The sequence below is a fragment of the Rhodopseudomonas palustris genome (assembly GCF_007005445.1).
Taxonomy (GTDB): domain Bacteria; phylum Pseudomonadota; class Alphaproteobacteria; order Rhizobiales; family Xanthobacteraceae; genus Rhodopseudomonas; species Rhodopseudomonas palustris_G.
In genome coordinates this window covers 3645430-3667935 of the sequence record NZ_CP041387.1, presented here as the reverse complement: position 1 = coordinate 3667935, position 22506 = coordinate 3645430, and the positions used below count along the sequence as shown (strand labels likewise).

The 22506-nt window shown below is 66.0% G+C and carries 16 protein-coding genes; 11 read left to right on the top strand and 5 right to left on the bottom strand.

Annotated elements, in window-relative coordinates:
- Nucleotides 1–245: 245 nt before the first annotated feature.
- The 5 genes from FLL57_RS16790 to FLL57_RS16770 all read left to right on the top strand — a co-directional run bounded on the left by FLL57_RS16790 (nucleotide 246) and on the right by FLL57_RS16770 (nucleotide 7489).
- Entirely contained in the window at nucleotides 246–1418 is a 1173-nt protein-coding gene (locus FLL57_RS16790) for a phosphoserine transaminase (protein ID WP_142883465.1), read from the top strand.
- 202 nt (nucleotides 1419–1620) lie between these two features.
- Nucleotides 1621–3210, top strand: coding sequence for a phosphoglycerate dehydrogenase (gene serA / locus FLL57_RS16785; protein WP_142883464.1), 1590 nt, complete (start codon nucleotides 1621–1623; stop codon nucleotides 3208–3210).
- Nucleotides 3211–3454: 244 nt separating this feature from the next.
- On the top strand, nucleotides 3455–5140 hold the full coding sequence (locus tag FLL57_RS16780) for a methyl-accepting chemotaxis protein (RefSeq protein ID WP_142883463.1): 1686 nt from the start codon (nucleotides 3455–3457) through the stop codon (nucleotides 5138–5140).
- A gap of 242 nt (nucleotides 5141–5382) precedes the next feature.
- Complete coding sequence (locus FLL57_RS16775; protein WP_142883462.1) at nucleotides 5383–7068, top strand: methyl-accepting chemotaxis protein; 1686 nt, start codon at nucleotides 5383–5385, stop codon at nucleotides 7066–7068.
- Between the two features lie 82 nt (nucleotides 7069–7150).
- Nucleotides 7151–7489: a hypothetical protein gene (locus tag FLL57_RS16770; RefSeq protein ID WP_013504172.1), complete on the top strand. Its 339-nt coding sequence runs from the start codon at nucleotides 7151–7153 to the stop codon at nucleotides 7487–7489.
- A gap of 1044 nt (nucleotides 7490–8533) precedes the next feature.
- Here the strand turns inward: FLL57_RS16770 and FLL57_RS16765 are convergent.
- Nucleotides 8534–9892, bottom strand: coding sequence for an esterase-like activity of phytase family protein (locus FLL57_RS16765; protein WP_142883461.1), 1359 nt, complete (start codon nucleotides 9890–9892; stop codon nucleotides 8534–8536).
- A 179-nt stretch (nucleotides 9893–10071) separates the two neighbouring features.
- Here FLL57_RS16765 and mbfA point away from each other — a divergent pair, with 179 nt between their 5' ends.
- From mbfA to FLL57_RS16750, 3 genes are all read left to right on the top strand, one after another.
- A complete protein-coding gene (gene mbfA / locus FLL57_RS16760) occupies nucleotides 10072–11043 on the top strand; it encodes an iron exporter MbfA (protein WP_142883460.1) in 972 nt (323 codons plus the stop codon).
- Between the two features lie 131 nt (nucleotides 11044–11174).
- Complete coding sequence (locus FLL57_RS16755) at nucleotides 11175–13367, top strand: methyl-accepting chemotaxis protein (protein WP_142883459.1); 2193 nt, start codon at nucleotides 11175–11177, stop codon at nucleotides 13365–13367.
- Nucleotides 13368–13683: 316 nt separating this feature from the next.
- Nucleotides 13684–15780, top strand: coding sequence for a methyl-accepting chemotaxis protein (locus FLL57_RS16750; RefSeq protein WP_142883458.1), 2097 nt, complete (start codon nucleotides 13684–13686; stop codon nucleotides 15778–15780).
- 15 nt (nucleotides 15781–15795) lie between these two features.
- On the opposite strand, the gene FLL57_RS16745 is transcribed toward FLL57_RS16750, so the two are convergent.
- On the bottom strand, nucleotides 15796–16701 hold the full coding sequence (locus FLL57_RS16745; protein WP_142883457.1) for a DMT family transporter: 906 nt from the start codon (nucleotides 16699–16701) through the stop codon (nucleotides 15796–15798).
- Nucleotides 16702–16935: 234 nt separating this feature from the next.
- Between FLL57_RS16745 and FLL57_RS16740 the strand changes: the two genes are divergently transcribed.
- Nucleotides 16936–17349, top strand: coding sequence for a DUF1330 domain-containing protein (locus FLL57_RS16740; RefSeq protein ID WP_047308641.1), 414 nt, complete (start codon nucleotides 16936–16938; stop codon nucleotides 17347–17349).
- 22 nt (nucleotides 17350–17371) lie between these two features.
- On the opposite strand, the gene FLL57_RS16735 is transcribed toward FLL57_RS16740, so the two are convergent.
- From FLL57_RS16735 to FLL57_RS16725, 3 genes are all read right to left on the bottom strand, one after another.
- On the bottom strand, nucleotides 17372–18301 hold the full coding sequence (locus tag FLL57_RS16735; RefSeq protein WP_142883456.1) for a DMT family transporter: 930 nt from the start codon (nucleotides 18299–18301) through the stop codon (nucleotides 17372–17374).
- A gap of 157 nt (nucleotides 18302–18458) precedes the next feature.
- Nucleotides 18459–18935 (bottom strand): Cys-tRNA(Pro) deacylase, encoded by a 477-nt coding sequence (gene ybaK / locus FLL57_RS16730; protein WP_142883455.1) that lies wholly within the window; start codon nucleotides 18933–18935, stop codon nucleotides 18459–18461.
- Nucleotides 18936–19379: 444 nt separating this feature from the next.
- A complete protein-coding gene (locus FLL57_RS16725) occupies nucleotides 19380–20204 on the bottom strand; it encodes an aldo/keto reductase (RefSeq protein ID WP_142883454.1) in 825 nt (274 codons plus the stop codon).
- A 391-nt stretch (nucleotides 20205–20595) separates the two neighbouring features.
- Between FLL57_RS16725 and FLL57_RS16720 the strand changes: the two genes are divergently transcribed.
- Complete coding sequence (locus FLL57_RS16720) at nucleotides 20596–20907, top strand: PilZ domain-containing protein (protein ID WP_142883453.1); 312 nt, start codon at nucleotides 20596–20598, stop codon at nucleotides 20905–20907.
- A gap of 293 nt (nucleotides 20908–21200) precedes the next feature.
- The gene (locus tag FLL57_RS16715) at nucleotides 21201–22493 is read left to right on the top strand and encodes an adenylosuccinate synthase (RefSeq protein WP_142883452.1); all 1293 of its coding nucleotides are present in this window, start codon (nucleotides 21201–21203) and stop codon (nucleotides 22491–22493) included.
- The last annotated feature ends 13 nt before the right edge of the window (nucleotides 22494–22506 follow it).

Here is a 22506-nt window from a genome sequence, read left to right as displayed (position 1 = left end):
GGAGCGCGGACATCGCGCGGCCGATCTGATGCGGCGCCGGCGGGACACGTCGGCGTCGCTGTTGGTCGTGGTCGACCGTCATCGCCGCGTCACGGCCCGGCGGAACGGAACCCGGCGGTTCCGAAAGTCGTAGTTGTCCGTGATCTTCCGGATCGCGAAGTTCCTTGACATTGGAAGCCAAAGGACTATCCCCAGCGACGGGAAACCTCTCCCCACCGAGAGGCAGCTATCTGGAAGGATAGATGATGACTGCTACGAAGCCCGCATTGCGGCCCACGACGCCTAATTTCTCTTCCGGCCCCTGCGCCAAGCGCCCCGGCTGGTCCCCCGAAAATCTCAAGGACGCCCCGCTCGGCCGCTCGCATCGCGCGAAGGTCGGCAAGGCCAAGCTCAAGCTCGCGATCGACCTGACCCGCGAAGTCTTGGAAGTGCCGGCCGACTACAAGATCGGCATCGTTCCGGCGTCCGACACCGGCGCCGTCGAAATGGCGCTGTGGTCGCTGCTCGGGCCGCGCCCGGTCACCACGCTGGCCTGGGAATCGTTCGGCGACGGCTGGGTCGGCGACGTCACCAAGGAGCTGAAGCTCCCCAACGTCACCAAGCTCAAGGCTGGTTACGGCGAAATTCCCGACCTCACCAAGGTCGATTGCAACACCGACGTCGTCTTCACCTGGAACGGCACCACCTCGGGCGTCCGCGTTCCGAACGCCGACTGGATCAAGGCCGATCGTGAAGGTCTGACCATCTGCGACGCCACCTCGGCTGCGTTCGCGCAAGCCTTGGATTGGGCCAAGCTCGATGTCGTCACCTTCTCCTGGCAGAAGGCGCTCGGCGGCGAAGCCGCGCACGGCATGCTGATCCTCAGCCCGCGCGCCGTGGCCCGGCTCGAGAGCTACACCCCGACCTGGCCGATGCCGAAGATCTTCCGCCTCACCAAGGGCGGCAAGCTGATCGAGGGCATCTTCCAGGGCGAGACCATCAACACCCCGTCGATGCTGTGCGTCGAGGACTACATCGACGCGCTCGAGTGGGCGAAGTCGGTGGGCGGCCTCAAGGGTCTGATCGCCCGTGCCGACGCCAACACCAAGGTGCTGACCGACTGGCAGGCGAAGGCCAAGTGGGCCGACTTCCTGGCGGCCGATCCGGCGATCCGCTCCAACACCTCGGTCTGCCTCAAGGTGGTGGATCCCGCGATCACCGCGCTGTCTCCGGAAGCCCAGGCCGACTTCGCCAAGAAGCTGGTCGCGGTGGTTGAGAAGGAAGGCGCCGGCTTCGATCTCGGCGCCTATCGCGATGCCCCGGCGGGCTTGCGGATCTGGTGCGGCGCCACGGTGGAAACCGCCGATGTCGCCACCCTGACGCAGTGGCTCGACTACGCGTTCGAGACCACCAAGGCCGGCCTCGCGCAAGCCGCTTGAGCCTTTTCACCTCTCCCCGCTTGCGGGGAGAGGTCGACCCGGCGGAGCGCAGCGTAGCTGGGTCGGGTGAGGGGGCGCTTCCGCACATCGCGGACTCAGGTGCCCCTCACCCCAACCCTCTCCCCGCAAGAGCGGGGCGAGGGAGCGCGCCGCGACTCGTTGGACCGCTTCCCCTATTCAAGATTCATCAGGATCACATCCCATGACCGCTCCCAAAGTCCTCATTTCCGACGCGCTGTCGGAAGCCGCCGTGCAGATCTTCAAGGATCGCGGCATCGACGTCGATTTCCAGCCGAACCTCGGCAAGGACAAAGACAAGCTGGCCGAGATCATCGGCAATTACGACGGCCTCGCGATCCGCTCGGCCACCAAGGCGACCGCCAAGATCCTGGAGAAGGCCAACCGGCTCAAGGTGATCGGCCGTGCCGGCATCGGCGTCGACAACGTCGAGATTCCCGCGGCGACCGCCAAGGGCATCATCGTGATGAACACCCCGTTCGGCAATTCGATCACCACCGCCGAGCACGCCATCACCATGATGCTGTCGCTGGCCCGTGAGATCCCCGCCGCCGACGCTTCGACTCAGGCCGGCAAGTGGGAGAAGAACCGCTTCATGGGCGTCGAGATCACCGCCAAGACCCTCGGCGTGATCGGCTGCGGCAACATCGGCTCGATCGTCGCCGACCGCGCCCTCGGCCTGAAGATGAAGGTGATCGCGTTCGATCCGTTCCTGTCGCCGGAGCGCGCCAAGGACATCGGCGTCGAGAAGGTCGAGCTCGAAGACATCTTCAAGCGCGCCGACTTCATCACGCTGCACACCCCGCTCACCGACAAGACCAAGAACATCATCGACGCGGCAGCCATCGCCAAGATGAAGAAGGGCGTCCGCATCATCAATTGCGCCCGCGGCGGTCTGGTCGACGAGAATGCGCTCGCCGAAGCCCTGAAGTCCGGCCAGGTTGCCGGTGCGGCGTTCGACGTGTTCTCCGAAGAGCCGGCCACCAAGAACGTGCTGTTCGGTCTGCCGAACGTGATCTGCACCCCGCATCTCGGCGCCTCGACGACGGAAGCGCAGGAGAACGTCGCGCTGCAGGTCGCCGAGCAGATGAGCGACTACCTGCTGACCGGCGCGATCACCAACGCGATCAACTTCCCGTCGATCACCGCGGAAGAAGCCCCCAAGCTGAAGCCGTTCATCGAACTCGCCGAAAAGCTCGGCTCGTTCGCTGGCCAGCTCACCGAGACCGGCATCACCAAGGTCACCATCACCTATGAGGGTGAAGTGGCCGAGATGAAGATCAAGGCGCTGACCTCGGCGGTGCTGTCGGGCCTGCTGCGCCCGATGCTCGGCGACATCAACGTCGTTTCGGCGCCGGTGATCGCCAAGGAGCGCGGCATGGTGGTGGACGAAGTCGTCCGCGCCGCCGAGAGCGACTATGAGAGCCTGATCACCCTGACGGTGACCACCGAGAAGCAGGAGCGGTCGGTGTCTGGCACGGTCTATGCCGACGGCAAGCCGCGCCTGGTCGACATCAAGGGCATCCGCGTCGACGCCGAGTTCGGTGCCTCGATGATCTACGTCACCAACGAGGACAAGCCGGGCTTCATCGGCAAGTTCGCCAGCCTGCTCGGCGACGCCAAGGTCAACATCGCGACCTTCAACCTCGGCCGTCACACCGAAGGCGGCGACGCCATCGCGCTGGTGACGATCGACGGTCCGGCTCCGGCCGAGGTGCTGGAGAAGGTGCAGGCGCTGCCGCAGGTCAAGCAGGTCAAGGCGCTGACGTTCTGATCGAAAGGTCGAATCGTACCGCTGTGGAGCAGCTCAGCTCTGCAGCTTGATCCCGAGAACGACGACATCAAGCCCTCTCCCCGGTAACGGGGGGAGGGCTTTTGTTTGCACGCCGCGCGCGAAGTGGATGACAAGTTCGCAAAATGGATGATTGCGTGCGCTGCAGTAACCGTCCGGGAAGATTTCCCGCGTAGTTGTACGAGGCGCAAAGTTCTCGCGCGGCGTCGCATGTCGGGAGAAGTCCGTGAAGTTCAGTAATCTTCGAATTACTCCGAAGCTGGGCCTGCTGGTCGCAGGTACCCTGATCGGCTTGTGCGTGGCCGGCATTCTCGCCGGTGTGATGATGCAGCGTGAGATGCTCAACGCGAGGTTCGAGCAGGCCAAGGCGATCACCGAGATGGGCCGCAATCTCGCGGTCGGCCTGCAGAAGAAGGTCGATGCCGGCGAGCTGACCAAGGAGGCCGCCCAGGCCCAGTTCGCCAGCGCTGCCGCGATGGCGACCTACGACAACGGTCAGGGCTACCTGTTCGCCTACACCATGGACGGCGTGACCATCGCCACCCCGGACAAGAAGGCGGTCGGCACCAACCGGATGAACACCCCGACCGGCGACCGTTACCTGGTGCGCGAGTTGCGCGACGGCGTCGCCGCCAAAGGCGACGTCACGCTGTACTACGACTTCCGCCGCCCCGGCACCGAGGAGAACGTCCGCAAGGTGTCGTACGGTCTGGCGATCCCCGGCTGGAACATGTTCGTCGGCACCGGCGCCTATCTGGACGACATCGATGCCAAGCTGAAGCCGATCTTCTGGACTCTCGGCGGCGCGATCTTCGCGATCGCGATCGTCGCCGGTCTGTTCGCCGTGATGATCGCCCGCAGCATCACCCGCCCGCTCGGTCGGCTCGGCGCCCGGATGGCCTCGCTCGCCGACGGCCAGTTGGAGCAGCCGATTCCCGGCATCGAGCGCGGCGACGAAGTCGGCGAGATGGCCAAGACCGTGCAGGTGTTCAAGGACAACGCGCTGCGCATCCGCGACCTCGAACGGGCCGAGGAGGCCGTCAAGGAGCGCGCCGAAGCCGAACGCCGCGCTGCGATGGAGCGGCTCGCCGACGAGTTCGAACACAGCGTCAACGGCGTGGTGCAGTCGGTCGCCACCGCCACCGCCGGCATGCAGCAGACCGCGCAGTCGATGACCGCGACCGCCACCGACGCCAGCGCCCGCGCCGCGACGGTGTCGTCGGCGTCGGCCAACGCCTCCAACAATGTCGGCACGGTGGCGTCCGCCGCCGAAGAGCTGTCGGCATCGGTGACCGAGATTTCGCGCCAGGTCGAACAGTCCCGCGAGATCGCCGGCAAGGCGGTCGACGACGCCGCGCTCACCAACCAGACCGTCAAGCTGCTGGCGACCGGCGCCGAGAAGATCGGCGAGGTGGTGCAACTGATCCACTCGATCGCGTCGCAGACCAATCTCTTGGCGCTCAACGCCACCATCGAAGCCGCCCGCGCCGGCGAATCCGGCCGCGGCTTCGCGGTGGTGGCCAGCGAAGTGAAGGCGCTGGCCAGCCAGACCGCCAAGGCGACCGAGGAGATCTCGGCGCAGGTCGCGGCGATGCAATCCTCCACCAACGATGCGGTGCAGTCGATCGGCGGCATCACCGCGACGATTGCGCAAATGAGCGAGATCACCATGGCGATCTCGACCGCGGTGGAGCAGCAGGGCGCCGCGACCCGCGAGATCGCCCGCAACATCCAGTCGGTGGCGGCCGGTTCGAGCGAGATCAGCACGCATATCGGCGGTGTCACCGAAGCGGCGACCGCCACCGGCTCGGCAGCCGGCCAGGTGCTGGCGAATGCCCGCGAACTCGACGCCCAGTCCGGCGAGCTGCGCCGCGCGGTCGACGACTTCCTCGGCAAGGTCCGCGCCGCCTGAGCCGCCGCAGCTTCGGCTGATCACATAGCCCCGGGCAGATCCGACGGTCTGCCCGGGGCTCGGCGTTTGTATCTGTGAGAGCGCGCTCATCGACCGAGCGCTTTCGGAGCGCCGCGCTCATTCCAACAAGCAGGCCGGCGTCCGACCCTCGGGTTCCTACGAGGGAACTTATAAACTGATTGGAGACTCTGTGGCCGTAACACTCCCTGCACATCGTTCTGAATGCGCAGGAGTCCTTTGCTGTGAAGTTCACCAATCTGCGGATCACGCCGAAGCTCGGGATCCTGGTCGCCGTCGCAATGCTCGGCCTCCTGGCGTCCGGTCTGTTCGCCGCGTCGATGCTGCAGCGGGAAATGCGCAACGAGCGGTTCGAGCAGACCAAGGCGCTGGTCGAGACCGCGCTGAACATGGCGATCGGGCTGCAGAAGCAGGTTGCGGCCGGCAAGCTCACCAAGGAGCAGGCGATCGCCGAGTTCCAGCAGCGCAGTCAGAACATGACCTATGACGGCGCCAACGGTTACTTCTTCGCCTATAAGATGGACGGCACCACCGTGCTGATGGCCGATCCGAAGATGATCGGCACCAACCGTATCGACGTCGAGACCGCCGGTCGCAAGATCGTCCGTGAGCTGCGCGACGGCGTCGCCGCCAAGGGCGACGTGACGCTGATCTACGAATTCATGAAGCCGGGCAGCACCGAACTGCTGCGCAAAATCTCCTACGCGGCCGCGATTCCCGGCTGGGACATGTTCGTCGGCACCGGCGTGTACTTGCAGGACATCAACGCCAAGCTGAAGCCGCTTCTGACCTGGCTCGGCGTGGTCATCGTCGGCATCGGCGTGGTGTGTGCCCTGGTCGCCTGGCTGATCAGCCGCAGCATCACCCAGCCGCTCGGCGCGCTCGGCACCCGGATGACGGCGCTGGCCGAAGGTCAGCTCGACGCGCCGATCCCCGGCGTCGACCGCGGCGACGAAATCGGCGCGATGGCCAAGACCGTGCAGGTGTTCAAGGACAACGCGATCCGCATCCGCGGCCTCGAGCAGCAGGAGCAGGAAGCGCAGCGCCGCGCCGCGGCCGAGCGCAGCGCACTGATGCAGGGCATTGCCGACGATTTCGAGCGAAGCCTTCATGGCGTGGTACGCAACGTCGCTGACGCCACCCGGCAGATGCAAACGACCGCGCAGTCGATGACCTCGACCGCGGCGGACGCCTCGACGCGCGCGGCGGCGGTCGGTGCCGCGTCCGATTCCGCATCCGAAATGGTCGGCACCGTGGCATCGGCCTCCGAGCAGCTCTCGAGTTCGGTGCAGGAAATCTCCCGTCAGGTCGATCAGTCGCGCTCGGTCGCCGGCAAGGCCGTGAGCGATGCCGAACAGACCAACGAGACGGTGATGCAGCTCTCGGTCGGCGCCGAGAAGATCGGCGAGGTGGTGCAGCTCATCCATTCGATCGCGTCGCAGACCAATCTGCTGGCTCTCAACGCCACTATCGAGGCGGCGCGGGCCGGCGAGTCCGGCCGCGGCTTCGCGGTGGTGGCGAGCGAGGTGAAGGCGCTGGCGAGCCAGACCGCGAAAGCGACCGAAGAGATTTCCGCTCAGGTCGCAGCGATGCAGTCCTCGACCGCGAGCGCGGTGGAGTCGATCGGGGGCATTACCGCGACGATCGGCGAGATCAACAAGATCACCGTGGCGATTGCGACCGCGGTCGAGCAGCAGGGCGCTGCAACCCAGGAGATCGCGCGAAACATCCAGTCGGTGGCGGCCGGCTCCAGCGAGATCAGCGAACATATCGGCGGCGTCAGTTCAGCCGCTCAGGCGACCGGTGACGCGGCTTCAGACGTGCTGTCGCATGCCCGGGCGCTCGACAGCCAGTCGGGTGCGCTGCAATCGGCAGTCGACGACTTCCTGCGCAAGATCCGCGCCGCCTGATCGTGCGGCGGGCTTGAACCTTTTGGCCTCCAGCGCCGACAATTCTCTGCTGGGGGGATGCGTGAAGGACGAGAGGCAGCGCATGCCCATGATGTTGCAAGGCACCGTCGCTTTCGAACCTGAATTCGTCGGCAATCTGGCGTGGCTGACGCGTGCGCTGATCGCCCGCGACATCGATCCGGACGGGGTCAGCATCGCCAAGGATCTGGCCGGCGCAGGCCTGACGTCGCGGGCTGGCGGCCTGCGCTATGTCTACACGGTGTCGACCGGCGATGGGGATTTCGTCGTGATCGAAACCTCTGATGCGCTGTTTCTCGAACAGTTTCTGGGCCGCCTCGAATCCGCCGACGACACCCCGCCGGCGCTGCCGCCGAAAGGCGTGTTCGCACGGCTGACGCGCTGGATGTCGCCGCCGGCGTGAAGACGGGCGCCGCTTCGATTGCCGTAAGCGAGCCTTTCTATCACAACGTCATTCCGGGGCGCGCCGACAGGCGCGAACCCGGAATCTGGAGATGTTGAAGTAACGCCTCGGATCATCACCGCGAGGTTCCGGGTTCACGCGCTGATGCGCGTGCCCCGGAACGACGGCGGTGGTTGGTTTGCCGTGGGGCTAGGAGCGGCGCTCACTCCCGGGCGACGTCATTCGGGGATGCGTGCGCAGCACGCAGACCCGGAATCTGGAGATGTTGAAGTAACGCCTCGGATCATCACCGCGAGGTTCCGGGTTCACGCGCTGATGCGCGTGCCCCGGAACGACGGCGGTGGTTGGTTTGCCGTGGGGCTAGGAGCGGCGCTCACTCCCGGGCGACGTCATTCGGGGATGCGTGCGCAGCACGCAGACCCGGAATCTGGAGGTGTTGAAGCAACGCGTGGATCGTCACCGCGAGGTTCCGGGTTCACGCGCTGATGCGCGTGCCCCGGAACGACGGCGGTGGTTGGTTTGCCGTGGGGCTAGGAGCGGGCGCTCACTCCCGGGCGACGTCATTCCGGGATGCGTGCGCAGCACGCAGACCCGGAATCTGGAGGTGTTGAAGTAACGCCTCGGATCATCACCGCGAGGTTCCGGGTTCACGCGCTGATGCGCGTGCCCCGGAACGACGGCGGTGGTTGGTTTGCCGTGGGGCTAGGAGCGGCGCTCACTCCCGGGCGACGTCATTCGGGGATGCGTGCGCAGCACGCAGACCCGGAATCTGGAGGTGTTGAAGCAACGCGTGGATCGTCACCGCGAGGTTCCGGGTTCACGCGCTGATGCGCGTGCCCCGGAACGACGGCGGTGGTTGGTTTGCCGTGGGGCTAGGAGCGGGCGCTCACTCCCGGGCGACGTCATTCCGGGATGCGTGCGCAGCACGCAGACCCGGAATCTGGAGATGTTGAAGCAACGCGTGGATCGTCACCGCGAGGTTCCGGGTTCACGCGCTGATGCGCGTGCCCCGGAACGACGCAGTGGTTATGTCGGCTGTGACGCTTACTTCGCCTTGAGGAAGTCGGCGACTTCGAGCAGCACGAACTCGTTGTCGTCGGCCTTGTTCGGATCGCGGCTGGTCGAGAACGGCAGGTTGTTGTCGTTGCCGACGATGATGTGGCGGTCGTCGACCTTGTCGACGTTCTCGATCGTGAAGAACGGGAACGCCAGTACGCCGTCGGTCAGCGGCTTCTTCGCCTTCTTGTCCGGATCGCGGATCTTCATCAGGTCGATGAAGCCGATCTTCTTCACCGGTTTGCCGGCGCCGGCGTCGGTGAGTTCGATCTTGTAGATCCGCTTGAACTTGGCGAGATCGGCGAAGCAGTCGGTGCCCGGCTTGCCTTCGGGGCAGGCCTTGTCCTTGGTGCCTTCGCCGTTATCACGCTCGATGACGAGGCCGTGGCTGTCGTCGATCATGTTGAAGTCGCCGATCGCGTTGCCGTTCTGCTCGAACACGTAGGTCCAGGAGCGGCCGGTGAACTTCTTCTGCGCGACGTCGAATTCAAGGATCCGCGCGGCTTCCTTGCCACCCGACTTTTCCCAGTCCTTCTTGTCGGCGTCCCACAGCGGGCCTTCGAGCAGGCCGTACAGGAACTTGCCGTCCTTGGAGGCGGCGAAGCCTTCATAGCCCTTGGAGCGCTTCAGGTTGACGGCGGCGTTGTAGCTGGCGCCCGGCGCGCCGGGCGACTGCACCGACCAATGATCCGGCGACTTCACCGGCTTGCCGTCCGCGGTGGTCTCGTACACGCCGAGCACCTTGCCGGCCATGTCGGCCTCGATCAAATGCGGGCCGAATTCCTCGCCGATCCAGATGCGGTCGCCGATGATCTGAAAGCCCTCGGGGTCGAAGTCGGCGCCGGTCAGGTAGCGCTTGTCGGTGTTCTCGTGAACGATCCGGAACGGCACCTTCTTGTCGGGATCGTGCAGGAACACGGTGGCGATGCGGTCGACCTTGCCGCCGGCCCAGTCGATCTTGAGATGGCTGAGAAACAGCATGGTGTCGGCCGAATTGTAGCGCGAGCCGAAGCCGTTGTCGGTCAGCACCCAGAAGCTGCCGTCATCCATCTTCTTGATGCCGGAGTGGCCCTGCAGCGGTTGGCCCTTGAACGGCAGCGACACGCCGGTCGGTCGGCCGTTGGACTTGCCCTCGATGCTGCCGAGCGCTTCGATGCGCTTGCCGGTGGTGTACTTGCCCGACGTCTTCAGATCGTCCGGCGCGTCCTGCGGCGCGTCGATGAACGACGCCGCCGGCAGCATCGCGTGACCGGCGAGGGTCGCGGGGAATTCGCCTTCGGATTGCGCCAGCGCGGCGGACGTCGCCAGCGCAAAGACCGCGACCGAACCGAGCAGTAGTTTTCGCATGAAACAGCCTCCTGTGATGGAAAGCGGTCTTGTGGCCGCGCGACGTCACAGTGGCCTGACGAATCGATGAAGCAGCGATGACTGTCGGTGCGACGATTTGGTAGCGGGTCGATGCCGCGGCTTTGACAGTCGAGGGGCGCAAGCCTATTTAGAAGCGTTCTAAATTAAAGAGCAGTGCGATGAAGGCGTTTTCCGAGCTGACCGAACGCGAAATCCTGGCGGTGGCGATTGCCAGCGAGGAGGAGGACAGCCGGATCTATCTCGCCTTCGCCGAAGACCTCGCCGAACGCTATCCGGATTCGGCGCGGGTGTTCACCGAGATGGCCCAGCAGGAAAAGGGCCACCGCCACATGCTGCTGCGGATGTACGAGGAGCGGTTCGGTCCCAACCTGCCGCCGATCCGCCGCCAGGACGTCAAGGGCTTCATCCGCCGCCGCCCGATCTGGCTGACCCGCAACCTGCCGCTCGACCGCATCCGCAAAGAGGCCGAGACGATGGAGTTCGAGGCGCAGCGCTTCTACGAGCGCGCCGCCGAACGCGCCACCGACGTCCACATCCGCAAGCTGCTCACCGATCTCGCCGAGTTCGAAAAGCGCCACGAGCAGCGCGCGGTGCAGCTCACCGACAAGATTCTCACTCCCGATGCCCGCAGCGCCGAGGATCACGCGGCGCGGCGGATGTTCGTGCTGCAATATGTTCAGCCCGGGCTCGCCTGCCTGATGGACGGCTCGGTGTCGACGCTGGCGCCGCTGTTCGCCGCCGCCTTCGCCACCCACCAGAACTGGCCGACCTTCCTGGTCGGTCTTGCCGCCTCGATCGGCGCCGGGATCTCGATGGGGTTCGCCGAAGCGCTGTCCGACGACGGCTCGATGACCGGTCGCGGCTCGCCCTGGCTGCGCGGCAGCATCTGCGGACTGATGACCACGCTCGGCGGCCTCGGCCACACGCTGCCTTATCTGGTGCCCGATAGCTGGGCCAACGCGTTCTGGATCGCGACTGGCATCGCCGCGCTGGTGGTGTTCGTCGAACTGTGGGTGATCGCCTACGTCCGCGCCCGCTACATGGACACGCCGTTCCTGCACGCGGTGTTCCAGATTGTGCTGGGCGGCGTCATCGTGCTCGGCGTCGGCATCCTGATCGGCGGTGCGTAGTCCCGCCGCGGATCGTCGAGTGCGACCTAAGTTGTAGTCGGTCGTCCGGTTTCCTCGTAACCGCACGAGGCTTTTGCTTAAGAGATTCCATACGGCGGACGATCAGTCTGAGGCTCTCCCAGGAGTTCCTCATGTCGTTCTCGTTCAAGTCCATCCGCAAAATTCAGGTCAAGATCGCATTGGTCGCCGGCCTCTGCCTGACCGGCGCCAGCCTGATCCTGATCGGCTACAGCGTGCTGTCGGCGCAAAGCACCCATCGCTACGTTGCCGCCGAAGTGATGAAGCTGGTCGATCAGCAGACCAAGGAAAGCCTGCTCAACCGCGCCAATTCCGAAGCCGCGGTGATCAAGGCCGAACTCGACCTCGGACTCGATTCCGCGCGGAACATGGCGCACGCGTTCGAAGTGCTGGCCGATCCCAACAACGCCGGCACCACCGACGGCAACCGCCGGCTTCAGCTCAACGCGGTGCTCAAGAACACGCTGGAGCAGAACCCGGGCTTCAACGGCACTTACTCGGCCTGGGAGCCGAACGCTCTCGACGGCAACGACGTCGCGTTCAAGGGTCGCCAGACCATGGGGTCGGACAACACCGGCCGCTTCCTTCCCTACTGGACCCGCAGCGCCAGCGGCTCGATCGCGCTGCAGCCGCTGGTCGAATACGACAGCCAGGAACGGCATCCGAACGGTCTGGTGAAGGGTGCCTGGTTCATCAATCCGAAGGCGACCGGCAAGGAGAACATCCTCGGTCCGCTGCCCTACATCGTGCAAGGCAAGGCGGTGTTCCTCGCCACCATGTCGGTGCCGATCAAGATCGACGGCAAGTTCGTCGGCGTTGCCGGCGCCGACTACAATCTCGACTTCGTGCAGAAGCTCGCCGCCCAGGCCAACCGCTCGCTGTTCGGCGGCAAGGGCAAGGTCGCGATCCTCAATGACACCGGCCTGATCGTCGCCAACAGCGCCAATCCGGAATCGATCGGCAAGGCGGCGTCGAACGCCGATCCGCGCTGGTCGGAGAGCCAGGCGATCGTCAAGGACGGCAAGGGAGTGGTGCTCGACGATCCGAAGTGGGAGAATGTCGAGATCTACTCGCCGATCTCCGTGGGGCGCACCGGGACGCCGTGGTCGGTGCTGATCTCGGTGCCGCGCAGCGTGGTGCTGGCCTCGGCCCATGAACTCGACACCGCGCTGAACGACCGCGCCAACTCGGCGATGTTCTGGCAGCTCGGCACTGGCATCCTGGTGGTGGTGCTCGCCATCACGGTGATCGCTTTCGCGGCCCGCAGCATCGCCCGGCCGATCGGCGACTGCGCCACTTTCGCCGACGGCATCGCCAAGGGCGACCTCGACCAGAAGCTGGCGATCGAACAGGCCGACGAGGTCGGCGTGCTCGCATCCTCGCTGCGCACCATGCAGGGCGAGCTCAAGCGCAGTATCGCGCAGCGTGCGGAGGATCAGGCCAGCGCCGATCTGGCGCGCCGGCGCGACATGAACGACATGGCCGACAAGTTCGAATCCGCGGTCGGCAAGATCGTCGAAACGGTGTCGTCCGCTTCGACCGAACTCGAAGTCTCGGCCGGCAAACTGACGTCCACCGCCGAACGTTCGCAGCAATTGACCTCGATGGTCGCCTCGGCGTCCGAAGAGGCCTCGTCGAACGTGCAGTCCGTCGCCACCGCCACCGAGGAGATGTCGGCGTCGGTCGACGAGATCAGCCGGCAGGTGCAGGAGTCGTCGCGGATCGCGTCCGAAGCCGTGCATCAGGCCCAGACCACCAACGATCGGGTCGGCGAGCTCGCCAGGGCCGCGACGCGGATCGGCGACGTGGTCGAGCTGATCAACACCATCGCCGGCCAGACCAACCTGTTGGCGCTGAACGCCACGATCGAGGCGGCGCGCGCCGGCGAGGCCGGCCGCGGCTTCGCCGTGGTGGCCGCCGAGGTCAAGCAGCTCGCCGAACAGACGGCCAAGGCCACCGGCGAGATCAGCGCCCAGATCAGCGGCATCCAGTCGGCCACCGGCGAGTCGGTGACGGCGATCAAGGAGATCACCGACACCATCGGGCACATCTCGGAGATCGCCGCCTCGATCGCCTCCGCGGTCGAGCAGCAGGGCGCCGCCACACGGGAGATTTCGCGCAACATCCAGCAGGCCTCGCGCGGCACCAACCAGGTCACCGGCAACATCTCCGACGTGCAACGCGGCGCCAGCGAGACCGGCAGTGCGTCGTCGCAGGTGCTGGCGGCGGCGCAATCGCTCGCCGGCGACAGCAATCTGCTCCGACGCGAAGTCGCCCGCTTCCTCGACACGATCCGCGCCGCCTGACCTGGCTGTCGTCAGTCGCGGTAGCGACCCCGGCGCCGCCGTCTCGCACGGCGGCGCCGCCGTATTTTGAGGGTGTAAGTAACAAGCGACAGGGCCTTCGTCTTTCGTCGCTGAGGACTCATACGTAGTCCGCGATTAACGAAGATTGATACTCGCACAGGTAGTGTCGATCCGCCGCGATTGGCGTGATGCCCGGCGTTCAACGGCGAACCCCACCATCGAAATCGGACCACTGGATTTCCTGCGGCCTGTTCCATTTTCGGAACAGGCGCGCGTCGCCGTCGCTCGTTCTGACATGCGCCAACAGGAGCCGGCGATGACTCTCAAGATCCGTGTATTGCTGCCATTGATCGTCGTTACGCTCGCGGCGACCGCCATGACGCTCGCCGGTTTCGAAGCCCGCGACGCGGTCGTCCGCCGCCACCAGTCCGAAGCCTTCGTCGAGGTCAATCGCATCTCGCAATTGTTGTTGAAGAGCGCCGGCCGGTGGGCGCTGGAGCGGGGCCTGAGCAACGCGGCGCTCAACGGACCGGAGCCCGCGGACCCGGAGCGCCGAGCCGACATCGCCAAGGCGCGTATCTCCGGCGACACCGCCTTTGTGGAAGCGATGCGGCTGATCGGCGAGGTGCCGCAGATGAAGGCCGGTGCCGTTGCGATCGCCGACGCTCAGCGCGCGCAGCAGGACCATGTCGCCCTGCGTTCGCGCGTGGATGAAGCGATTGCCAAGCCGGCGTCCGCACGCGATCCGGAGGTGGTGCGCGGCACCTTCGGCATCATCACCCGCAGCATCGATGTCGCCGGCACTTCGCTGCGCAGCACGCTGGAGACGCTGACCGATCCGCCGTCGGTGGCACTGGCGCAAATGATCCGGCTCCGGCATCTGGCGGCGGTGATGGCCGAAAACGCCGGGCGCGAGCGCGCTTATCTCGGTGCCAAAATCAGCGCGCGGTCCAAGTTCACGGCCGCGGAGATCGGTGAGATCTCTGCGTTCCGCGGACAGATCGATCTGGCCTGGCCGATGATCGCCGCATTGAAGCAGCGTGCCGATACGCCGGCCGCGGTGATCGACGCGATTCGGGGCGTCGAAACTGATTACTTCGGAACCTATGTGCAGGTTCGCAGCAGCGTGCTCGCTGCCGGCGACAGCGGCGCCTATCCGCTCGGCGGCAGCGACTACATCGCGCGCGCCACCGACGGCGTCGAGACCATCCTCAAGCTCGCCGGCGCGATCGGCCGGGCGGCCGATGCCGAAGCTGCCGCGGATTCCGCCCGCAGCAGTTCGCGGCTGATCCAGGCGCTGGCCGCGCTCGGCGCCGCCGGCGCGCTGGTGGTGATCAGCCTGTGGATCACCTTCCGCCGCGTGCTGCGCCCGCTCGCCGAACTCGGCGGCGCGCTGCACAAGCTGGCGCAGGGGCAGCTCGATCTGACGCTGCCGGGGCTCGACCGCAAGGACGAGATCGGCGACATGGCGAACGCGATCGAGGATCTCAAGGTGCACGCCGCAGCCAAGGCCCGGGAGGAGGCCGATGCCCGGATTCGCCAGGACGCGATCGTCGCCGCGCAGCGCCGCGCCGACATGCACAAGCTCGCCGACGATTTCGAAGGTGCGATCGGCGAGATCATCGAGGCGGTGTCGTCCGCCGCGACGGAGCTGGAAGCCTCCGCCGGGACGCTGAACGCCAATGCCGAGCGCGCCCAGCATCTCACCGTCACGGTCGCCGGCGCGTCGGAAGAAGCCTCCACCAACGTCCAGTCGGTGGCGTCCGCTTCAGAGGAGATGACCGCGTCGGTCGAAGAGATCAGCCGCCAGGTGCAGGCCTCCGCGAAGATCGCCTCCGATGCGGTGGAGCAGGCGGCTTATACGAACCATCGGGTCGAAGAATTGTCACAGGCCGCGGCGCGGATCGGCGACGTCGTCGAACTGATCAACACCATTGCGCAGCAGACCAACCTGCTGGCGCTCAATGCCACCATCGAGGCAGCGCGGGCCGGCGAGGCCGGCCGCGGCTTCGCGGTGGTGGCCGCCGAAGTGAAGGCGCTGGCCGAGCAGACCTCGAAGGCGACCGGCGAGATCGGTCAGCAGATCGCCAGCATCCAGTCGGCGACGCACGAGTCGGTCGAAGCCATCAAGGGAATCGGCGGCACCATCGAGAAGATGTCGGAGATCGCCTCGACCATCGCCTCGGCGGTGGAAGAGCAGGGCGCGGCGACGCGGGAGATTTCGCGCAACATCCAGCAGGCGGCCGAAGGCACCCACGCGGTGTCGTCGAACATCGTCGAAGTCGAGCACGGCGCCAGCGGCACCGGCGCTGCGGCCGGCGAAGTGCTGCATGCCGCGCAGTCGCTCGCCGGCGAGAGCAACCGGCTCAAGCTGGAAGTCGGCAAGCTGCTGCACACGGTGCGCGCGGCCTGACGGCTGCGCGTTTCGTCACCGGCGGGCGGCGATGAACACGCCGGCCACCACCATGGCGTAGCCGGCGAGGTGGAACAGCTCCGGCTTTTCGCCGAGCAGCACGATCGCCATCACCGAGCCGAACACCGGCATCAGATGCAGAAACGGCGCCGAGCGGTTCGGCCCGATCAGCGCCACGCCGCGGTTGAAGCACAGATACGCCAGCATCGACGGGAAGATCACCACATAGGCGAGGGTGACGGCCGTCAGCCAGTCGGCGCTCGGCCGCACGCCGCTGGCGTATTCCCAGGCCGCGAACGGCAGCAGCAGCAGCGCGCCGCCGCCGGTGGTCACCACGATCAGCGACAGCGGATGCGTCGCCGGCCGCTTCGGCATCAAGGCCGAATACAGCCCGAACGCGCACAGCGCGCCGGCCAGCATCAGGTCGCCGCGGTTGAGTTCGATCGCCGCCAGCGCCGCGAAGTCGCCGCGCAGGATGATGGTCAGGACGCCGAGCAGCGACAGCGCGATGCCGGCCGCCTGCATCCAGGTCAGCCGCACGCCGAACAGCAAGAGCGACCACAGCGCCACGAACAGCGGCCCGGAGGATTGCATCAGCAGCGCGTTGAGCGCCTGGGTGTATTGCAGTCCCCAATACGACAACGCGTTGTTGATCGCGAAGCCGGTCGCCGACAGCACGATCATCAGCTTCCAATGCGCCCGCAGCTTGCGCCAATCGTGCCGCAGATGCGGCCAGGCGAACGGCAGCAGCAACAGCATCGCGCCGACCCAGCGCGCGCAGCTCAGCGTCACCGGCGGCACGTGGCCGGCGACCGCGCGGCCGAGCACGATGTTGCCGGCCCAGAACAGCGAGGTCAGGCTGAGCAGCAGATAGGGCTGGTGGGCGAGCCAGCCGAAAGTGGAGCGGGACCAGGCGATCAAATCGAGAGCCGGCGCGAGGGAACCATTTCGGCTTTGGTGCCTCAATTCACGTCGGCGCAAAAGAGGCGCGCGGCGGATTGCTGGCATGCGCGGTGGAGCTTTGCGCCCCGAAGTGAGTTCCATGCGCTGCGGGGGTGCGAGCGTTGCTGCGGCGCGGCCTGCCGCGGCAGAGAATCGGCTACCACGTCGCCGGCGATCTGCGCATGCTGGCGTTGGAGATCGAACGGGGCGGACATGAAGATCGACGAACTGAACATCGAAGGGTTGACGGCGCTGGAGCGCGACGATCCCGGGCCGGTGGTGATGGTGAACCTGATGCGGTTTCACGAGCAGTCCGCCGACGGCGAGGGCACCGGCTGGGACGCCTATTTGCGCTACAGTTCGCAGAAGGTGGCGCTGATCAAGACCCACGGCGGCATGCTGCTGTGGAACGGCAACGCCAAGGGCCTGGCGCTCGGCGGCGGCGACCGGGCGGCCTGGGACTACGTTTCGCTGGTCTACTATCCCTCGGTCGAAGCCTTCGTGACGATGATGCAGTCCCCGGACTATCTCAGCCAGTGCGAGCCGCATCGCCGCAACGCCTGCGCCGACCATCTGATCATCTGCACCCGCGAAGCCTTCAGCAAGTTTCACATTCCCGCCAAGTGAGCCAGGAGAGACTGGCGTCCGCTCAGCTCGCTTTCGGCTTGCGCGCCGCGACGATGACGCCGGTCAGCACCAGGGCGTAGCCGACCGCGTGGTAGAGATGCGGCTGCTCGCCGAGAAACACGATCGCCATCGCCGAGCCGAACACCGGAATCAGATGGAAGAACGGTGCCGAACGGTTGGCGCCGATCAGCCGGACGCCGCGGTTGTAACAGAGATAGGCCAGGATCGATGGAAACACCGCGACATACAGCAGCGCGCCGACATTGGACCAGTCGAACGCCGGGAGCGGCCTGGTGGTCAGCTCCCAGATTTGAAGCGGGATCAGGAACAGCGCGCCGCAGCCGAAGGTGAAGGAGAGAAACGACAGCGCGTGCATCTGCGGGCGCTTCTGCGTCAGCGCGGTGTACAGCCCGAAGGTGGCGAGCGCCCCGATGAACAAAAGGTCGCCGAGGTTGAGTTCGATCGCGGCGAGTTCGGCGATATTGCCGTGCAGGATGATCACCACGACGCCGATCATCGAGGCGGCGATGCCGAGCGCCTGCGTCGCGGTCAGCCGCGCGCGCAGCACGATCAGTGCCCACAGCGCCACGAACAGCGGCGCGGTGGATTGCAGCAGCAGTACGTTGAGCGCCGTGGTGTATTGCAGGGCGGTGTATTGTAGGGTGTTGAAGGTCGAGATGCCGATGATCGACACCGTCACCATCAGCGGCAGATGGCGGCGGATCACCTTCCAGTCGGCGATCAGGTGCCGCCAGGCGAATGGCGCGACGATCATGAACGCGACGGCCCAGCGCAGGAACGACAGCGTCACCGGGGGAAAATGTCCGGCGACGGCGCGGCCGACAATGGCATTGCCGGCCCAGAACAGCGAGGTCAGGCTGAGCAGCAGATAGGGCTGGTCGGAGATCCAGCCGAAGCGGTGCGCTTCGGCAGGGGGCGTCGTGGTGGTCATCGGTCGGCTCGGTGGTTGAGGGCGGCGCACGCCACGCCGTGTCCGCACGAGCCGAACGCCGCCTCCCTTTGAGTTTGCGACAGCAATACGTGTTTTCGCGCCGATCACAAGCCGGCTGCACGCATTGCGCGCATGCGGGGGCGATTGGATGGCGATCTTAATCCGCCGCGATCGGGCGGGCCACGGCGCCGAGCGCCGCGACGGCGGCGTTCGGATCGAGTTCGATCTGCAGGCCGCGCTGACCGCCGTTCAGATACACCGTGGTCTCGGCGAGCGCGGCTTCGTCGATCGCCACCGGCACGCGCTTCTTCTGGCCGAACGGCGAGATGCCGCCGACATGATAGCCGGTCAGCCGCTCGGCATCGGCCGGCTTCATCATCTTGGCACTCTTGCCGCCGAGCGCGGCCGCCAGCTTCTTCATGCTGACTTCCTTGTCCGAGGCGATCACCGCGCACACCGGTTTGCCGTCGAGTTCGGCCATCAGCGTCTTCAGCATCCGCTTCGGCTCGACGCCCACTGCCGCCGCAGCCGCCAGCCCGATCGCCTCGGCGTTCGGGTCATAGTCGTAGCTGTGCAGCTTGAACGCGACGTCGAGCTTGTCGAGCATCTGGGTGGCGCGGGTGGATTTCGACATGGTGAGGACTCGGGGGAGTTAGCAGGACAGCGCGGAGAGGCCTCGCGCGCCGCGCGCACATTGTCACTGCACGCAAGCCGACGCAATGCAACGCCATCATGTCTCCTCACGCCGTCATTCCGGGGCGCTCGCGCCAGCGAGCGAACCCGGAATCTCGCGGCCATGGAGCACCGCGGGTCGGCCAGCACCTCCGGATTCCGGGTTCGCGCTGACGCGCGCCCCGGAATGACGGGTGTGTGGTGAAGACGCGCGCGGCTGCTGTTACTTCGTGCTGGCCACTAGCCGTCATTCCGGGGCACGCGCGTCAGCGCGTGAACCCGGAATCTCGCGGCTATGGAGCACCGCGGGTCGGCCAGCACCTCCGGATTCTGGGCTCGCTCGCTGGCCGCGAGCGCCCCGGAATGACGGGTGTGTGGTGACGGCGCCCGCCGCGGCGGAAGCCTGTTACTCCGCATCCCACTCCGGCGAGAACGCCGGTGTGACGAAGCGCTGGGTCTTCGGCAGCCTGGCGATCACTGCCTTGTCGGCATCGTCGAGCTTGATGGTCAGCGCGCCGAGATTGCTGCGCTGGCTGGCTTCGCTGCGCGCCTTCGGGATCGCCATCACGCCGTCCTGCTCCAGCAGCCAGGCCAGCGCCACTTGCGCCGCGGTGGCGCCGTGCTTGTCGGCGATCTGCTGCAATTCCGGATAGGAGGCGAGCCGGCCCTGCGCCAGCGGCGCGTAGGCGGTGAGCGGAATGTGTTTGCTCTGCAGATAGGGCAGCAGCTTGGTCTGGCCGAGCAGCACGTGATACTCGACCTGGTTGCAGGCAATCGGCGCGCCGATCTCGTCCACCGCCTGCTTCATCAGCGCCACCGGGAAGTTGCACACCCCGATCGCGCGGGCGCCGCCTTCGTCCTTGATCTTCAGCAGCGTCTCCAGCGCGGCGCCGAGATTCATGTCCGGCGCCGGCCAGTGGATCAGATAGAAGTCGACATAGTCGGTCTTCAGCTTGCGCAGGCTCTGCTCGAACGCCTTGCGGATCGCGTCGGGCGCGAGGTTGGTCCACCACACTTTGGTGGTGAGATGGATCTGATCGCGCGGCACGTCGGTGTCTTCCAGCGCGTCACCGACGAAATCCTCGTTGGCGTACATCTCGGCGGTGTCGATATGGCGATAGCCGAGTCCGAGCGCGGTCAGCACCGCCTCGTGGCAGTCCTTGCCCTGCAGTTTGAAGGTGCCGAGCCCGAGCTTGGGCACGTCGAGTCCCTGGGTCTTGATGCCGTCCATGTCGTCTCCTGGAGCGTCTTGGCGTGAATGCGACTCCAGCCCGCTTGAAGAACCGCGTCAAATCCCAAGGTGCGCCGAGCCGGTCCTGATTTGATCAGGACGGCGCGACCGGTCGGCCTCGTCACCCAGAGGAAAGGCGCCCGGCGCCGGAGATAAGGTCAACGCATCGTGAATGCGAATGCCCGACATCTGCATCGGATTTTACCAATCAGAAGTGGTTGTGAAATACGATCCGCCACAACTGATGGGGGTAGTTGTTCCAGGAGCCGGTCGTCGGTTGTCGAGCCCGAGTCCTTGGGCGGCTCGTCGGTCCGTCGGTTCGAGGATTTCAAAGCAAGACGATTAGCTGCGACGACGCTGTCGCGGCGCCAAGAATTGCACGGAGCCGAGCGTGACCTATGGCGACCGCAAAGACCCGCGCGTGAAGTTCGAAGCCGCGCTCGATTCGGTGATGATCGGCGTCGATGGCACCTGGCATCGCGAATGCGCCATTGCCGACATCTCCCAGACGGGCGCGAAGCTGATTCTGAAGACCTCGATGGCCGGGCTCAACCTGCGCGAATTCTTCCTGGTGCTGACGCCGAACGGCAAGGCGTATCGGCGCTGCGAGCTGGTCCGGGTGGAGGGCGATACCATCGGGGTACGCTTCATCGCCGTCCACAAAGGTGCCAGACGGGCACTAGGTTTGCGGGCACGCGTTTGAAGTCGTAGCGGTATCTTGTCCTGGGTCAGGGACGGCCGCTGCGCCGCAGCGGGCCGGGTGCTGCCCTCATCCCAGACGGCGGCGGATTTCAGAGGGGATACAATGTGTTGCAGTGGCGTAGCGTGGGCCTTTCGCTTGCGTCGTAGGCCGGCTTCCGATATCCGGTGCCGTGCCTCGCGTGCGAGCGGCCGCGGTCGCGATTGCCAGGGCGCGCGAGCCCGATCGGTCATCGTCGCCACCGGCGCGCCGCGATCGTGCTTCATCCGGTAGAGTGGCAGGGGAACCTTCTCGAAATGGCCAATGTCGTCGTGGTCGGCGCCCAGTGGGGCGACGAAGGCAAGGGAAAGATCGTCGATTGGCTCTCCGAGCAGGCGGACATCGTCGCCCGCTTCCAGGGCGGCCACAATGCCGGCCACACGCTGGTGATCAACGGCGAGACCTACAAGCTTGCGCTGCTGCCGTCGGGCGTGCTGCGGCCGTCGAAGCTCGGCGTGATCGGCAACGGCGTGGTGTTCGATCCGCAGGCGTTTCTCGACGAGGTCAAGAAGCTGCAGGGGCAGGGCGTTTCGATCTCGCCGGACAATCTGCGCATCGCCGAGAACGTCACGCTGATTCTGCCGCTGCACCGCGAGCTCGATTCGTTGCGCGAAAACGCCGCCAAGGCCGGTGCGATCGGCACCACCCAGCGCGGCATCGGACCGGCTTATGAGGACAAGGTCGGTCGCCGCGCGATCCGGCTGATGGACCTCGCCGATCCGGACACGCTGCCGCAGAAGATCGACCGCCTGCTGGCGCACCACAACGCGCTGCGCCGCGGCTTCAATCTGCCGGAATTCGACGGCGCCGCGATCCTGAAAGACCTGATGGCGATGGCGCCGCAGCTTCTGCCTTACGCCGAGACGGTGTGGCGGCTGCTCGACATCAAGCGCCGCGAGGGCAAGCGTATCCTGTTCGAGGGCGCACAGGGCGCGCTGCTCGACGTCGACCACGGCACCTATCCCTACGTCACCTCGTCCAACACGGTGGCGGCGCAGGCGGCGACCGGCACCGGCATGGGCCCGGGTGCGGTCGGCTATGTGCTCGGCATCTGCAAGGCCTACACCACCCGCGTCGGCGCCGGCCCGTTCCCGACCGAGCTCCTCAGCGAGATCGGCGAAGAGATCGGCCGCCGCGGCAAGGAATTCGGCGTCAACACCGGGCGCAAGCGGCGCTGCGGCTGGTTCGACGCGGTGCTGGTGCGGCAGACGGTGCGGACCTGCGGCATCCATGGTCTGGCGCTGACCAAGCTCGACATTCTCGACGGCTTCGACAGTGTCGAGGTCTGTGTCGGCTATCGTCTCGACGGCAAGGAGATCGACCATCTGCCGGCCGGCGAGGGCGCCCAGGCCCGGGTCGAGCCGATCTACGAGACCATCGAAGGCTGGAAGGAGCCGACCGCGGGCGCCCGTTCGTGGGCCGAGCTGCCGGCGCAGGCGATCAAATACGTCCGCCGCATCGAGGAACTGGTCGGCTGTCCGGTGGCTTTGTTGTCCACCAGCCCGGAGCGCGAAGATACAATTCTGGTGCAGAATCCGTTCGAGGCTTAATAAGGTGTTACCG